At 75.8% G+C, this 13,616-nt stretch carries 14 protein-coding genes; 7 read left to right on the top strand and 7 right to left on the bottom strand.

What is annotated here, in order from left to right; translation table 11 throughout:
* Positions 1–373: 373 nt before the first annotated feature.
* Positions 374–1,144, top strand: a complete 771-nt coding sequence (locus ACZ3KJ_RS07070; RefSeq protein ID WP_467525234.1) for a hypothetical protein — start codon at positions 374–376, stop codon at positions 1,142–1,144.
* 24 nt (positions 1,145–1,168) lie between these two features.
* Here the strand turns inward: ACZ3KJ_RS07070 and ACZ3KJ_RS07065 are convergent, their stop codons facing one another.
* The 4 genes from ACZ3KJ_RS07065 to ACZ3KJ_RS07050 form a co-directional block, all read right to left on the bottom strand.
* Positions 1,169–1,885: a GAF and ANTAR domain-containing protein gene (locus ACZ3KJ_RS07065; protein WP_389519110.1), complete on the bottom strand. Its 717-nt coding sequence runs from the start codon at positions 1,883–1,885 to the stop codon at positions 1,169–1,171.
* Between the two features lie 85 nt (positions 1,886–1,970).
* Positions 1,971–2,825, bottom strand: a complete 855-nt coding sequence (locus ACZ3KJ_RS07060; protein WP_467525763.1) for a TIGR03943 family putative permease subunit — start codon at positions 2,823–2,825, stop codon at positions 1,971–1,973.
* Positions 2,825–3,826, bottom strand: coding sequence for a permease (locus ACZ3KJ_RS07055; protein ID WP_467525232.1), 1,002 nt, complete (start codon positions 3,824–3,826; stop codon positions 2,825–2,827). Before ACZ3KJ_RS07055 ends, ACZ3KJ_RS07060 begins: the two co-directional genes overlap by 1 nt.
* A 336-nt stretch (positions 3,827–4,162) precedes the next feature.
* Positions 4,163–5,506, bottom strand: a complete 1,344-nt coding sequence (locus tag ACZ3KJ_RS07050; protein ID WP_467525230.1) for a helix-turn-helix domain-containing protein — start codon at positions 5,504–5,506, stop codon at positions 4,163–4,165.
* 161 nt (positions 5,507–5,667) lie between these two features.
* Between ACZ3KJ_RS07050 and ACZ3KJ_RS07045 the strand changes: the two genes are divergently transcribed.
* Positions 5,668–5,850: a hypothetical protein gene (locus ACZ3KJ_RS07045; protein WP_389519107.1), complete on the top strand. Its 183-nt coding sequence runs from the start codon at positions 5,668–5,670 to the stop codon at positions 5,848–5,850.
* Positions 5,851–5,894: 44 nt separating this feature from the next.
* Here ACZ3KJ_RS07045 and ACZ3KJ_RS07040 read toward each other — a convergent pair whose 3' ends face one another.
* Positions 5,895–7,505 (bottom strand): hypothetical protein, encoded by a 1,611-nt coding sequence (locus ACZ3KJ_RS07040; RefSeq protein WP_467525229.1) that lies wholly within the window; start codon positions 7,503–7,505, stop codon positions 5,895–5,897.
* Between the two features lie 263 nt (positions 7,506–7,768).
* On the opposite strand from ACZ3KJ_RS07040, the gene ACZ3KJ_RS07035 reads away from it, so the two are divergent.
* Entirely contained in the window at positions 7,769–8,218 is a 450-nt protein-coding gene (locus ACZ3KJ_RS07035) for a hypothetical protein (protein WP_467525228.1), read from the top strand.
* A gap of 90 nt (positions 8,219–8,308) precedes the next feature.
* On the opposite strand, the gene ACZ3KJ_RS07030 is transcribed toward ACZ3KJ_RS07035, so the two are convergent.
* Positions 8,309–8,590 (bottom strand): hypothetical protein, encoded by a 282-nt coding sequence (locus ACZ3KJ_RS07030; protein WP_467525227.1) that lies wholly within the window; start codon positions 8,588–8,590, stop codon positions 8,309–8,311.
* A gap of 322 nt (positions 8,591–8,912) precedes the next feature.
* On the opposite strand from ACZ3KJ_RS07030, the gene ACZ3KJ_RS07025 reads away from it, so the two are divergent.
* Positions 8,913–9,887: a hypothetical protein gene (locus ACZ3KJ_RS07025; protein WP_467525225.1), complete on the top strand. Its 975-nt coding sequence runs from the start codon at positions 8,913–8,915 to the stop codon at positions 9,885–9,887.
* Between the two features lie 27 nt (positions 9,888–9,914).
* On the opposite strand, the gene ACZ3KJ_RS07020 is transcribed toward ACZ3KJ_RS07025, so the two are convergent.
* Positions 9,915–11,267 (bottom strand): aminotransferase-like domain-containing protein, encoded by a 1,353-nt coding sequence (locus ACZ3KJ_RS07020; RefSeq protein ID WP_467525224.1) that lies wholly within the window; start codon positions 11,265–11,267, stop codon positions 9,915–9,917.
* Between the two features lie 149 nt (positions 11,268–11,416).
* Between ACZ3KJ_RS07020 and ACZ3KJ_RS07015 the strand changes: the two genes are divergently transcribed.
* From ACZ3KJ_RS07015 to ACZ3KJ_RS07005, 3 genes are read left to right on the top strand one after another with little or no spacing between them, the layout of a single operon-like run.
* Complete coding sequence (locus ACZ3KJ_RS07015; protein WP_467525222.1) at positions 11,417–12,259, top strand: alpha/beta fold hydrolase; 843 nt, start codon at positions 11,417–11,419, stop codon at positions 12,257–12,259.
* 43 nt (positions 12,260–12,302) lie between these two features.
* A complete protein-coding gene (locus ACZ3KJ_RS07010; protein WP_467525221.1) occupies positions 12,303–12,647 on the top strand; it encodes a hypothetical protein in 345 nt (114 codons plus the stop codon).
* Positions 12,592–13,614: an endonuclease/exonuclease/phosphatase family protein gene (locus ACZ3KJ_RS07005; RefSeq protein ID WP_467525220.1), complete on the top strand. Its 1,023-nt coding sequence runs from the start codon at positions 12,592–12,594 to the stop codon at positions 13,612–13,614. Before ACZ3KJ_RS07010 ends, ACZ3KJ_RS07005 begins: the two co-directional genes overlap by 56 nt.
* Positions 13,615–13,616 lie beyond the last annotated feature (2 nt).

Below are 13,616 nucleotides of genomic sequence, written 5' to 3'. Positions count from 1 at the left end.
GGTCGGGCAGGGGCCCGCTCGGTTTCCGGTCGGCCGGCGGCGGGGGATTCTCGCGGCTCCCGGTCGGCCTTCCGGCGGCGACGCCTCCCGTCCGCCCGCGTTCACCCGTCCGCACCGGCTCCCGTCATCCGGACGGCTCCGCCGCGTGGTCGGGCCGCCTCCTTGATGGTGCCGTGAAGAGGAGGCAGCCCTGCTGACCGCCGGGCCGCCGACCGCCGGCCCGGCCGGGTGGCCGCACGCCCGCACGCCCGGCCCGCCGCCGACCGCCGACCGCCGACCGTCCAACAGACCGCCCTCTCCCGGCAGACCGCCTTTCCCCCGGCAGACCGGCCTTCCCCCGGCAGACCGTCGTTCCTCCAGGAGGCACGCCCCGATGACCCGCCGTCCGCTCCTCGCCTCCGCGCTCTCCGTCACCGGGCTGCTGCTCACCGCCAGCGCCTGCGCCACCCTCGGTCTGGAGCATCCCCCGACCGCGCGGCAGCCGCTCCCCACCGTGGAGAAGCCGTCGGGCAAGCCCTCCACGCCCGCGAACGTCCCCGTCCTCACCGAGGACCAGGCGCACGCCGCGCTGATCACCGACACCGACCTCGGCGCGCCCTGGACGCCGACGCGCGGCACCGCCGCCTGGCGGGACGGCATGCTCAAGGCGACCACGCCGACCGCGGACTGCCAGAAGCTGCTCGACGGCCTGTACACCGACGAGCTGCTCGGGGGCCCCGCCCGCGCCGTCGTCGCCCTCGACGACCCGGACAGCGAGGCCCAGCTGCGCTACCAGCTCGGCGGCCTGCGCCCGGCCGAGGCGGACCGCGTCCTGGCCTGGCTGCGGACGCTGCCCGAGAAGTGCGCGCGGTTCACGGCGACGGCACCGGACGGCACCGTGCTCGACGTGTCGGTCAGGGAGCTGCGCCTGCCGGAGGTCGGCGACGCCCGGCAGGGCCTGCGGGTGACGCTGACCGACTGGAGCACCGACGGCGACCCGGTCTCCCTCGACCTCGACGTCGCCGCCGTCCGCGCCGGCCAGGACACCTTCGCCCTCACCAACGGCAGCCTCAACGACGTGCCGAACGAGGCCACGCAGGCCGCCGTGCAACTGGGCGTGCGGCGGCTTACGGAGGTCAGGCAGCAGGGCCGGGCCCAGGTCTGAGGTGTGCGGGCCCGGCGGGCCTGGTCAGTCCGCGTCGAAGCGGGTCGACCGGGCGACGACGTCGTGCGCCATGTCGAGGACCGTGCGGCCCTCCGCGAACGCGTGGGCGCGCAGGAGGTCCAGCGCCTCGTCGGCGGGGACCCCGCGTTGGGCCATGACCATGCCGACGGCCTGGTACACCTCGTCGTGGCCGGTCGCCAGGGGGCTCAGCCAGAGGCCGTCGCCGAGCCGGCCCGCCTCCTCCCCGCGGGGCAGCGCCATCAGCGCGACCGTGACGACGTCGGCCACGTAGCGGGCCGTACGGACCTCCTGGGGGTCCAGTTCGCCGGGGGCCTCCCGGTAGAGGTCGAGGGTGCCCACGCACACCGCGCTGTCGCCGAGCGGCAACGCGTACACGGCCCGTACCCCGGCGGCCGCCGCCTGCTGGGCGAACACCGGCCAGCGGCCGGCGTCCCGGCCCGCCGTGAGGTCGGAGGCGAACACGGGCGCACCGGTGTCCGCGGCCCGCTGGCAGGGGCCGTCCCCCAGCGTGGCCTGCACCTCCATGAGGTGCGCGGCCAGCTCGCTGCTCGCGCTCAGCGGCACGAGCATCCCGTCCCCGCGCAGGGACACGCTCGCGCCGCTCACCGGCAGCAGCCGCACCGCCGCCGCGCACAGCCGCTCGGGAACCTCTCCGGGTTCCGCGTCGCGTACCTCCTGGGCGATCACGTCGGTGATCCGCTCCCGGTCCCGATCGCGCACGCCGACCACCTCCGCGTACGCCTGCCGCACTGCCCTCTCCGTCGTCCGGCCGGGTACCCCCCGCCCGCCGCGGAAACCGGCGGTCCTACGCGTCCTCGTACGGATCCGCGGGCTGCTCGATCCGCTGGACCGACACCGCGTCGATGACCGGCGGCCAGGCCTTCTCCGAACCGAGGGTGCCCTTCGGATGCCAGGTGCCCGTGACCGTGACCCAGGTGTCGACGGTCGGCGCGTCCGCGTCCCGGACCTCGGCCTTGCCGGTGGTGGCGTCGGCGGCGCAGCAGGCGACGGCGAGGCGGGTGACGTACCAGGCGCCGTCGTCGCCGCGCGTGACGAACCCGGTCAGACGGACGGTACGGCCCTTCAGCGAGCGGTCGCTGTCGTAGATCGCGCGGGAGCTGAACTCGGAGAGAGTGAGGTCCAGCGGGTCCCCGGCCGGGAGCGCGGGGAAGGTCCCGACGCCCTGCGCGGCCTGCTGCGCGGCCTCCCGCTCGGCGCTGTAGGAGCCGAGGGCGGGCGGCGGGAAGAGGAGGAGGGCCAGGGCGGGGAGCGTGAGGAGCCAGGCGATACGGGGGCCGGCGGGGTGATGGGCGTGACCGTGGCCGCAATCGTCGTCCTCGTGGCCGTGGCCCTCCCCGTGTCCGCCGTCCTCGTCGTGTCCGCCGTCCTCCCCGTGTCCGCCGTCCTCCCCGTGTCCGCCGTCCTCGTCGTGACCGCCGTCTTCGTCGTGACCGCCGTCTTCCCCGTGACCGTCCGCTGTGCGGCGGCCGCGGAGCACCGCCGTGACCAGTCCCAGCAGGACGAGCGCCGCCCCGGAGACGATCAGGTAGGGCCGCAGCCCCGCCTGCACGTAGCGCAGGTACAGCTCGCTGAAGAGCGCGATGCGCAGGACCGCCCCGCCCGTCAGCAGGAGCAGCACCGCCGGTCCGTACCGCCGCATCACAGCAGCCACCACCCCACGAGCACACTGGCGGCCACGGCCACCACCCAGGTCACGGACGCGAACCGCACCGCGAAGGCGCGGCCGAAGGTACCGGCCTGGAGAGCGATCAGTTTCAGGTCGACCATCGGCCCGACCACCATGAACGCCAGCCGCGCGGTCGCCGGGAAGGCGCTCAGCGAGGCGGCGACGAAGGCGTCGGCCTCGCTGCACACGCACAGCACCACCGCCAGCAGCGCTAGCAGCAGCACCGACAGCCACGGCGAGCCGGTGAACAGGTCCAGCACGGAGCGCGGGACGGCGATGTTGAAGGTCGCCGCGGCCGCCGCGCCCAGCACGAGGAAGCCGCCGGCGTGCAGGAAGTCGTGCTGGAGGCCGATGAGGAAGGCGCGGGCGCCGGTGGCGTGCGCGGCGGGCCGGCGCGGCAGGCGCAGCCACTTCTCCTGGCCGAACCGCGCCCACAGCCAGCCCATCACCACGGCGGTGCCGAGCGACGCGACCAGCCGGGCCAGGACCATCATCGGCTGCCCCGGGAAGGCGATCGAGGTGGCGACGAGCACGACGGGGTTGATCGCGGGCGCCGAGAGCAGGAAGGCGAGGGCCGCCGCCGGGGCGACCCCGCGCCGCATCAGGCTCCCGGCCACCGGCACGGACGCACACTCGCAGCCCGGCAGGACGACCCCGGCCACCCCGGCGACCGGCACGGCGAACGCCGGCCGGCGCGGCAGCAGCCGTCGCAGCACCCGCTCCGGCACGAACGCGCCGATCGCCGCCGAGACGACCGTACCGAGGAGGAGGAACGGCACGCCCTGGACGGCGATGGCCGTGAAGACCGTCCACCAGGCGGCCACGGGCGGGGTGTACAGGTCGAGCGCGAGCGTCGGGCCGAGCACGGCCACGACGGTCGCGACGGCGAGCAGCGCGGTGCCCCCGAGGACGGCGTACACCAGCGCGCGCACGCCGAGGCGCAGCCCGTCGGCCACTGTTCGTTCGTTCTGCACTCTCCGGTCCCGCCCGTCGTCGTCGCGGGCACGCTAGCCACGGCGACTGTGCGGACCCTCGGAATCGACGAAGAGAACCCTGTGCACACCGCACATCTGCTACGACAGCGGACGTGCGGGTATCCGCCCCAGGGGCGTGGGGAACTGCGCGAACAACCCACCACGACCCGCACCCGGCAGCGAGGCGCGGGGCGCGGGTCCGCCGAGAGCAGCAGCCCGGCACCCGGCAACAGGCGCCCGGCCACCCCACCCAGGGGCGCGGGGAACTGCGCGAACACCCCCCCACAACCCGCACCCGGCCCCGGCCCCGCCCAGGGCAAGCGCGCCGCCGTCCGGCTACAGCGGCGGCTGGGCCGGGGCCGGCCCGAGCGTGGTCGTCCCCGGCGCCGTACGGTGGCCCAGCCCCGTCCGGTACGCGTCGAGGGCGGCCTCCACCCGGCCCGTGCGCCGCAGCAGGTCGCCGAGGAGCCGGCACAGGTCGGCGAGGTCACCGGCGGCCCCGGCCCGCTCCAGCAGGCTCAGCGCGCGGACGTAGTGCTCCTCGGCGGTCTCCGTGTCGCGGGCGTCCTCGGCGATGATGCCGAGCAGCCGGTGCGCGCCCGCCGCGTGCACGGCCCCGCGCTCGGAGGACAGGTCCCCGAGGACACCGTGCAGCAGCGCGGCCGCCTCCTGCGACCTGCCCCGGCGGTGCAGGACGTCGGCCAGCTCGACGGCGACCTGGCTGCTGTAGAGGGCGGCGCGCTGCGCGGAGAGCATCGCCTGCGCCTGCCTCAGCTCGTCCTCGGCCCGCTCCAGCTCGCCGTTCTGGGCGCAGACGTAGCCGCGCATCCAGTGGCAGTTGGCGAGCTCGGTGCGCAGCTGGAGCTGACGGTAGAGCTCGGCGGCCTTGGCGAGGGAGGCGTCGGCCTCGGCGACGCGGCCCTCGGCGAGCAGGGTACGGGCGACGGAGCGGTGCATACGGGCCACGAGGGCCGGATCGCCGACCTTCGGCGCGAGGGCGAGGGCGAACTCGGCGGCCTGCGCGGCACGGGCGTGGGCGCCCATGTCCATGTAGGGGCCGATGACGGAGGCGTAGAGCAGCAGGAGCGCGTCGGGGTCGTGCAGGCCGCCCCGGTTGAGCTCGTCGAGGGTGGATTCCAGCAGGTACACGGCGTAGCGGAGTTCCCCGGCGAGGTAGTGGGCCACGGCCCGGCCGCGCAGGGCCGGCACCCGCGCGGTGAGGGACGCCCCGGCCAGGCACGTCTCCGCCCGCTCGAAGAACCCCCGGGCCGCCTCCAGGTCCCCCGCCTCGATGCCGCACTCGCCGAGCCCGAGCAGGGCGGTGGCCCGTTCCTCGACGAGCACGTGCTCCTCGGCCTCCGCGAGCAGCCCGTCGTACTGCCGGGCCGCCTCCTCCGCCGCCCCGGTGGCGAGGACGCGCTGGGCCTCGGTGAGGCGGAGCCTCAGGTCGGTCACGAGCCGGGCCGGCCGCCCGGTCGCCAGCTCGTCGAAGTCCACCCCGAGCCGCTCGGCGATGTGCCTGAGCGCGTCGTCGGAAGGGCGCACCCGGCCCGCCTCCAGCGTCGAGACGTAGGCAGGGGTGTAGGTCGGCTCGGCCAACTGCCTCTGTGTCAGCCGGCGTTCGACCCGCAGCCGTTGCACCCGGCGTCCGATGACCTCCGGTTTGTCCCGCTCGCGCACGCCCCGACTCCCCCCAACTCCCCCTAGGACCCTTGCCGTTGGGCTTTCCCAGCCCCTAGGTTAAACAGCGAATTAACCATGCTTAATACACGGTTGACAGCAGCAGCCGTGGCAGGAATCGCTTTTTTGCCCGCCGAAGAAGCCGACGTTGCGAGGTTGCCGTGCCCGGACGCACATCCGCACCCTACGGCCGCTCCTCCGGTCGGTACGCCAGGGCCCTGGCCGCGGCCGTCGTCGCCGTGGCGGCCCTCGTCACCGCGGCCAACGCGATCCCGGCCCAGGCGACGTCCGACCGCCCGGTCCCCTCGGCGGCGGTGGAGGACGGGGTGCGGGGGGCGGAGTGACGGGCGGCCGGAACGCCGGGTCCTCCGCCTGACCGGAGGCCCGCTCAGCCCTGGATCTGCAACTGGCGCAGGTGCTGGCGGACGTGGTCCAGGGCGCCCTCGCGGCGGCCCGGGACCCGGCCGCGCAGGTCGGCGAGGTCCGGGCCCAGTTCCCTGGCCCGGTCGGCGTCCGGGATCCGGCCCCACTGGTGGTGCGCCCGGTCCACGGCCGCCTCCACCGCGGGCGCGTCGGCCGGCTGCCCGGCGGCCAGCCGCGCGCTCGCGACCGCCATCCACGTACGGCAGCTGCGCTCCGCGTCCCCCGCGAACATCGCCAGGTCCGCCCGCACCTCGGTCCAGTGCAGCGCCTCCTCCGAACCGGGCCCGTGCGCGGCCGCGGCGGCCCGCTCGCAGCGGGCGGCGAGGGCGTCGGCGTCCGTGTGCTGCCCGGACTGGACGGCGGTGGTGATCGCGGCGTGGGGGTCGTCGTCGGGCGCCGGGGCCGCCGGATCCGGCGCGGCGCTGACGGGGGGCGCGTCGTCCGGGGTGACGTCCGGGGTGACGTCCGGGGTGACGTCCGGCTCGGTGCCTTGCGCGGCGTCCTGCGGAACGTCCGGCGCGGTGTCCTGCACCGTGCCCAGCTGGACGTCCCGCGCGCCCTCCGGCGTCCAGGTGGTGCCGGTGACCGCCGGGACCGCCGGGGCCGGGGCGGGAAGCGCGGAGGCGGGCTCGGGGGCCGCCGGGACGGGCGCCGTCGGAGGGGCGGGGGCGGGGGCGGGGAGCGTGGGGTCGGCGTGGACGGCCGACGGAGAGCCGGGCGCCGGGAAGCCGGGGAAGGCGGAGGCCGGAAGGCTCTGAGCCGCTACGGCGGGGGAGTCCGGGGCCGTGGCCGTGGCCGGGACCGGGACCGGGACCGGGGCCGGGACCGGGGCCGTGGCCGTGGCCGGGACCGGGGCCGTGGCCGGCACGGCACCGCCGGGGAACGGGGAGCCGGGGAAGGGAGCCGCGGCGAACGGAGCGGAGGGGGCGGAGGGGGTACCCGCGGGTCCCACTCCGGACACCACCAGGTCCCCCACCTCCCCCTCCGACGCGATCCGCGCCAACGCCATCTGGTGCAACTGTTCCGCCGGCGGCCGCCCGCCGCTGCGCAATATCGTCGCGACCGCTCTCATGTACGTCGGCGAGGCCACCCGCCGCCGTCCGGGCGGCGGCGCGATCCGCCCGTGCACGGCGACCGACGGCCCGCAGTCCAGGCCCCGCCCCCGCAGCCACTGCCAGGTCTCCGCGTCCGCGTGCAGGTCGACCAGCAGCGTCGTCGCCCCGGCCGGCCGCAGCCGCAGCTCCTCCCGGAACCAGTGCCAGGGGAACGCCGTGTACCGGACGGTCGCCGGTGTCGTACGCGCCAGCGCGAGATGGGGCAGCCGCTGGCGCCGGTCGAGCTGGAGCTGACCGGCGACGAACACGGTCAGCGGCCCGGGGGCGGCCGCGGCGGCCCGCAGCCGGGTGAGGACGGCCTGCGGTTCGAGCGGATCGGCGAGCTCGACGACGTTCGCGGTGTCGGTGCCGGCCAGCACCGCGGGCGGCACCGCCGCGAGCACGGGAAGCACGGAGGCCGCCTCCACCAGGCATCCCTTGCCCACGGGTGAGGCCGCCAGCAGCAGCACGGTTCCGGGCATCGTCCCTCCCCCTGTCGATCACGTACGGCAGCACCGTAACCGCTGCTGCTGCAAAGGTGGGGCCCAGGTCTGCATACGTCCCCGTACGGGGCCTTCGTCGGTCTCGGGCCCCGCACGCCGTACCGCGGGGATCGGCGCCCGGCCCCGAGCGACGGCGGACGACGGCGAACGACGGCGGACGACGGCGGGCGACCGGCCGACTTGCCACCGCCCGCGCCCAGGTGTGCCCTGGAAACCGGGGGCGAGGAGAGAGGAGTGCTCCCATGGCTCATGCGGCACCCGCACCGAGCGTGCGGCCCACGTCCACCGTCACCACCACGACGCCCGACGTCTTCGGGGCGCGGACCCACCAGATCGCGAAGTGGGCGCTACCCGTCACCCTCGGGCTGGTCTACGGCTACTGGGCCGCCGCCAACCAGCGCCACGGCGGCCCGGTCACCGGCTGGAACATCCTGTTCGGCTTCGTGACCGCGCTCGTGTTCGCCGGGCTGTACGCCGCCGTACGCGCCCTGGCCTCGCGCATGCGGCGTGAAGTGCACGCCCTGCTGTGGGCGGCGTTCACCGGCTGCGCGGTGGGCTTCCTGATCAGCCAGACCGGCGCGAGCGTGCTGAACTCGGCGGGCATCGCCGTGGCGTGCGCGGCGGGCTGGTTCGGGGTGCTGTTCTACCGCTACTACACGCACGAGGACGCGGAGGGGCACCGTATCTTCTGACCCGGTCTTCTGACCCGCGGTCCGACCCGTGAGGACATGCGTGGGCCCCGGCGGGTTGTCCGCCGGGGCCCACTTCCCTCATCCCTCCACTCACCGGGCCAGTGGGGTCCACTCCCACTCGCCCGACGAGGTACCGGACGTATCAACGGAGGCCTCGCAGACGCCGACGGTCCAGGAGCTCGAGTAACTGAAGGCGTCGGCCAGGGTGGCACTCCAGTCGTGTCCCAGGACCAGGCAGTCGACGCTGTTCGCTCGTGCTTCGGCGGTGGCCCGCGGGGCTGCCGCCGCCGTGGTGCCCGCCGCCGTGACGGCGAGGGCGCCCCCGGTGAGCAGGACCGCGGCCAGAGCCCGCAGGATCGGAGTGGTGCGCATGGTCACCTCCTTCTCCCCTGATCCATGAGACACCCGTTCGGGTGAACCCTCCACCGGAGGCCGCAAGACCGCCCGCCACCTGCGCGGACGTCAGGCCGACCGGCCGGTCGGCGCTCATGACGGCGGGGCAACCGGCCGTCCACGGGCGGCCGTCACCCCGAGCGGGTCCATGGGCCGCCGTCACCCCGAGCGGGTCCATGGGCGGCCATCACCCCCAGCGGGTCCATGGGCGGCCATCACCCCCAGCGGTTCCGTGGGCCGCCGTCACCCGAGCGGCCCCGCTCCGGTGGCGCACCCGCCGCCGCTCCCGTTGTCTGAGGGCGTGTCCCGACGCCTGCGCACCGCCGTCTCGGCCGTCACCATCGCCCTGGCCTGCCTCCTGCTGCCCTTGGGCGCATTGGCGGCCTGGGCCGCGTACGGCCTGACGGACACGGGCCGTTACGTCACCACGATGGCACCGCTGGCCTCCGACCCCGCCGTCCGGGACGAGGTCGTGGACGCGGTGGCCGCCGGCATCCTGCGGGAGGCCGCCACCGACCGCCACCGCCCCCTGCACCCCGAGGTGACGCCCTTCGTGCACGACGCGGTGCGCTCCTTCACCCGGACCCGCGCCTACCGCCGGGCGTGGGACGCGGGCAACGAGGAGACGCACAAGGCCGTCATGACGGCGCTGCACGACGAACGCGCCCGCGGGATCTCCGTGGACCTGGCTCCGGTGACCACCCGTCTCAAGGCGCAGCTCGTCGCCGACCGGGTGCCGTTCGCCGAGAAGGTGCCGATCCGGCACACCAGCGTCGCCCTGCTCCCGGCGAACGACCTGGCCACGCTCCGGAAGGGCTACCACGTGCTGGACGTCGCCGGTTTCTGGCTTCCGGTCGCGGCGGTGGCCCTGGCCGCCACGGGCATCGCCGTCGCGGTGCACCGCCGCCGCGCCCTCACCGCCACCGCCCTCGGCACGGCCCTCGGCGGCGCGTTCCTGGGCCTGGCGGTGGCGCTCGGCCGCCGGCTCACCCTCGGGGACCTCCCCGACCAGACCCACCGCCCGGCCGCGGCCGCCGTCTACGACGCCCTCACCTCGACCCTGCGGACGGTGTCCTGGCTGCTGCTGGCGGCGGGCCTGACGGTGGCGGGCGCGGTGTGGCTCACCCGGCAGATCCGCATCCGCCGCACGGCACACTCCCGACGGCCGCCGACCGGGCCCACCCCGGCGCCCCCCACCCCCGGAACCCCGCCCACACCCCCGTCCCCGCCCCCGCCCCAGACACCGCTCACGCACCCGCCCAGCCGCCTCGGCTGAACCACCCCCACGCCCCCACGCCGCCTCTCACCCGCCCCCTGACCGCGGCTCACCTCGGTCACGTCCCCGCGCCACCTCCGCCAGAACGCCCAGCGCCCGCCCCAGCTCCCCCTCCGCCGCCGACGCGAGGCCGAGCCGGACCGCGGTCGGGGTGCGGTGCGCGGCGACGGCGAAGGCGGTGCCCGGGGTGACGGCGATGCCGCGGGCGGCGGCCGCGGCGGTGAAGGTGTCCGCCCGCCAGGGCGCGGGCAGCTCCCACCAGGCGAAGTAGGCGTGCGGATCGGTCCGTACGGCGAAGCCGCGCAGGTGCGTCACGAGGAGCCGCTGCCGGCGCGCCGCGTCGGCCCGCTTGGCCGCCACCAGCCGCGCCACGGTCCCGTCCCCGGCCCACCGCACGGACGCCTCCAGCGCGAACCGCCCCGCGCTCCACCCCCCGGACCGCACCGCGCCGGCCACCGCCTCGACCCGGTGCGCCGGCACGACGAGGAATCCGACGGTCAGTCCCGGCGCGACCCGCTTGGACAGGCCGTCGACGACATGGGTCAGCTCGGGGGCGTGGGCGGCGAGCGGAGTGGCGTCCGGCCGCAGGAAGGACCAGATGCGGTCCTCGACCACCGGGAGGGACAGCTCGCCGGCCAGCCGCGCCAGCTCCACCAGCCGCCGGTCGCTCGTCGTCAGCGACGTCGGGTTGTGCAGGGCGGGCTGGACGTAGAGGGCGGAGAGGGGGGCCGCGCGGTGGGCGTCGGCGAGGGCGTCCGGCCGCAGTCCCTCGGCATCACCGGGGACCGGCACCAGCACGATCCCCAGCCGCGCGGCGATCTCCTTGACCAGCGGATACGTCAGTTCCTCCACACCCACCCGGCCGCCCGGCCGGACCAGGGAGGCGAGCACGGCGATGATGGCCTGGCGGGCGTTGCCCGTGAAGAGGAACCGCCCCGGGTCCGGACGCCACCCCGGGAGGCCGAGCAGCCCGGCCGCGGCCGCGCGGGCGGCGGGGGTGCCGTCGACGGCGGCCGGCCGCATCGCCTCGCCCAGCACATCGGGCCGGAGCAGGGGCGCGAGCGCCGGCCCGAGCAGCTCCGACTGCCCCTCGGCGGTCGGGTAGTTGAGCTCCAGGTTGACCGGGGCCGCCGTCGCCGTCTCCACCAGCGCCCGCCCCTGCCCGACGGCCGGCGCGGCCCGTACGAAGGTGCCGCGGCCGACCTCGCCCACCACCAGCCCGCGCCGCACGAGTTCGCCGTAGACCCGCCCGGCCGTCGAGGCGGCGATCCGGTGCCGCCGGGCGAACCACCGCTGCGGCGGCAGCCGCTGGCCGGGGACGAGCCGCCCGGCGGCGATGTCGTCGGCCACCCGGTCGGCCATCCGCCGGTAGTCCTCCACGAGCCCCACCTCCCGCCCCCGCCCCGGCCCCCGCCCTCACCCGCGGCACAGGCACAGGCACAGCACAGGCGCAGACATAGGCATCGACATTGCACCGAGGGCAAAGATCTTATTGCACCGAGGAGTTGGGGGGACCTACCGTCGACCCCATGGCACCCTTCCTCGCATACGTGGACAAAGGCACCGATCGCACCCGTACGCCTCTCGTCCTCGTCCACGGCCACCCCTTCGACCACACCATGTGGGCCCCGCAGACGGAGGCCTTCGCCACCGGCCGCCGTGTCATCGCCCCCGACCTGCGCGGCTACGGCGCCTCCCCCGTCACCCCGGGCATCACCCCGCTCTCCCGCTTCGCCCGGGACATCGAGGAACTCCTGGACGACCTGAAGGTGGACGCCTTCGTGCTGGCCGGCCTGTCGATGGGCGGCCAGATCGCGATGGAGTGCTGCGCCCGCTTCGGGGACCGGGTGCGCGGCCTGGTCCTCGCCGACACCTTCGCGTCCCCCGAGACACCCGCCGGGAGGACCGCACGCCACGAGACGGCCGACCGCCTGCTGCGGGAGGGCATGCGCGGCTACGCCGACGAGGTCCTGGACAAGATGGTCGCCCCCGCCGCCGACGCCCGGGTCCGGGCCCACGTCCACCGCATGATGACGGCCACACCCCCCGAGGGAGCCGCCGCCGCCCTGCGCGGCCGCGCCGAACGCCCCGACTACCGCCCCCTCCTGACCCGCCTCACCGTCCCCACCCTGATCGTCGTCGGCGCGGACGACGAGTTCACCCCCGTCTCCGACGCACAGACCCTGCACGCCCTGGTGCCGGGCTCCGACCTCCGGATCATCGAGGGCTGCGCGCACATGCCGAACCTGGAACGCCCCCAGGAGTTCAACGCGGCCCTGACGGACCTCCTCACACGCGTCGACGGAACCACAGCAACCACACGAACCGGTGAACGCTCCACGGAGCGGGTGGCGGGGCCGGTCGACGGGTAATCCCTTGGCCTGGCCGGCACCCGCCCGGCTACCGTCACCGGGCATGCCCAGCACGACGACGCTCTGGCGTCCCACCGGCCCGGAAGAACTGGCCCTCGTCGAGGCGTCCGGATGGACCGCCTGGCCGCCCCGGCTGCCCGAACAGCCGATCTTCTACCCGGTGCTGAACGAGGACTACGCGGTGCGGATCGCCCGGGACTGGAACGTGCCCGCGTCCGGGGCCGGGTACGTCACCCGGTTCGAGGTCGACAGCGCCTTCCTCCAGCGGTATCCCGTACGGCAGGCCGGGGGAGGGACCATTCTGGAGCTGTGGGTGCCGGCGGAGGAACTGGATGAGTTCAACGCGCACATCGTCGGACGCATCGAGGTCGTACGGGAGTTCCGCTGACGTGCCCGGCGGGCGGCGGTGGTGGACGTTGTCCGGTCGCTGGTGCGCGGGGGCGCTGTGCGCCGGGGTGAGCCTGGTCGTGGCGTGCCGGGCCGCGGACACCGACGCCTTCACGCCCGTACCGCAGCTCCTGGCGTTCCTGCCGTGGCTGCTCGTGCCGGCCGGGCTCGGGCTGGCGCTGTCCCTGCTCGCGCGCTGGTGGACCGGGCTGGTGTGGGGTGCCGTGCTGCTCGCCCTGCTCGCCTGGTTCACCGAGCCGTACGGGAAGGGGAGCCGGCCCGCGGGGGTGCCGGTCGCCCGGGTGCGCGTCCTCACCTCGAACGTCGAGTTCGGCCGGGCGACCGGCGCGCTGATCGCCGCCGTGCGGCGGGAGCGGCCCGACCTGGTGTTCGTCGAGGAGTGCGAGTACGGCTGCCAGGCGGCGGTGGTGCGGGAGCTGGGGGGCGGCTACCCGCACCGGCGGGCCGTGCCGGGGGACACCTCGGTCGGGTCGGTCATCCTCAGCCGGTTCCCGCTCACGCCGGCCGCCGGCGTGCCCGGCCGGATGGGCATGCCCGGGGCGGTCGCCGACGTCGACGGGCACCCCGTACGGCTCCAGCTCGCGCACCCCAAGCCGCCGCTGCCCCGCCAGGTCGCCCTGTGGAAGCGGGAACTCGGCCGGCTGGCGGACTTCGCCGCCGCGCACCGCGCCGACGGGCCGCTGATCCTCGCCGGGGACTTCAACGCCTCCCAGGACCACGCCGCGTTCCGCCGCGTCCTCGACACCGGGCTGCACGACGCCGCCCGCCTCGCCGGGGCGCACCGCGAACCCAGCTGGCCGACCCGGACCACGCCCGCCCTCGGCGCCCAGATCGACCACGTCCTGGTCTCCGGGGAGTTCTCCGCGCGCCGCGCCCGCTTCCTCGACCTGCCCGGCACCGACCACCGCTCACTGCTGGTGGACCTCACGCTCCACCGGCCCCGCTGAAC

Source organism: Streptomyces sp. NPDC003248 (genome assembly GCF_055563235.1).
Note: the sequence above shows the minus strand (reverse complement) of the source record. Positions and strands in the feature narration are given on the sequence as shown.

What these genes read in the sequence shown, in the direction of transcription:
- ACZ3KJ_RS07070 (WP_467525234.1), top strand. Translation starts at nt 374, where the DNA reads ATGACCCGCCGTCCGCTCCTCGCCTCCGCGCTCTCCGTCACCGGGCTG.
- ACZ3KJ_RS07030 (WP_467525227.1), bottom strand. Translation starts at nt 8,590, where the DNA reads ATGCGCACCACTCCGATCCTGCGGGCTCTGGCCGCGGTCCTGCTCACC.
- ACZ3KJ_RS07015 (WP_467525222.1), top strand. Translation starts at nt 11,417, where the DNA reads ATGGCACCCTTCCTCGCATACGTGGACAAAGGCACCGATCGCACCCGT.
- ACZ3KJ_RS07035 (WP_467525228.1), top strand. Translation starts at nt 7,769, where the DNA reads ATGGCTCATGCGGCACCCGCACCGAGCGTGCGGCCCACGTCCACCGTC.
- ACZ3KJ_RS07060 (WP_467525763.1), bottom strand. Translation starts at nt 2,825, where the DNA reads ATGCGGCGGTACGGACCGGCGGTGCTGCTCCTGCTGACGGGCGGGGCG.
- ACZ3KJ_RS07010 (WP_467525221.1), top strand. Translation starts at nt 12,303, where the DNA reads ATGCCCAGCACGACGACGCTCTGGCGTCCCACCGGCCCGGAAGAACTG.
- ACZ3KJ_RS07040 (WP_467525229.1), bottom strand. Translation starts at nt 7,505, where the DNA reads ATGCCCGGAACCGTGCTGCTGCTGGCGGCCTCACCCGTGGGCAAGGGA.
- ACZ3KJ_RS07005 (WP_467525220.1), top strand. Translation starts at nt 12,592, where the DNA reads ATGAGTTCAACGCGCACATCGTCGGACGCATCGAGGTCGTACGGGAGT.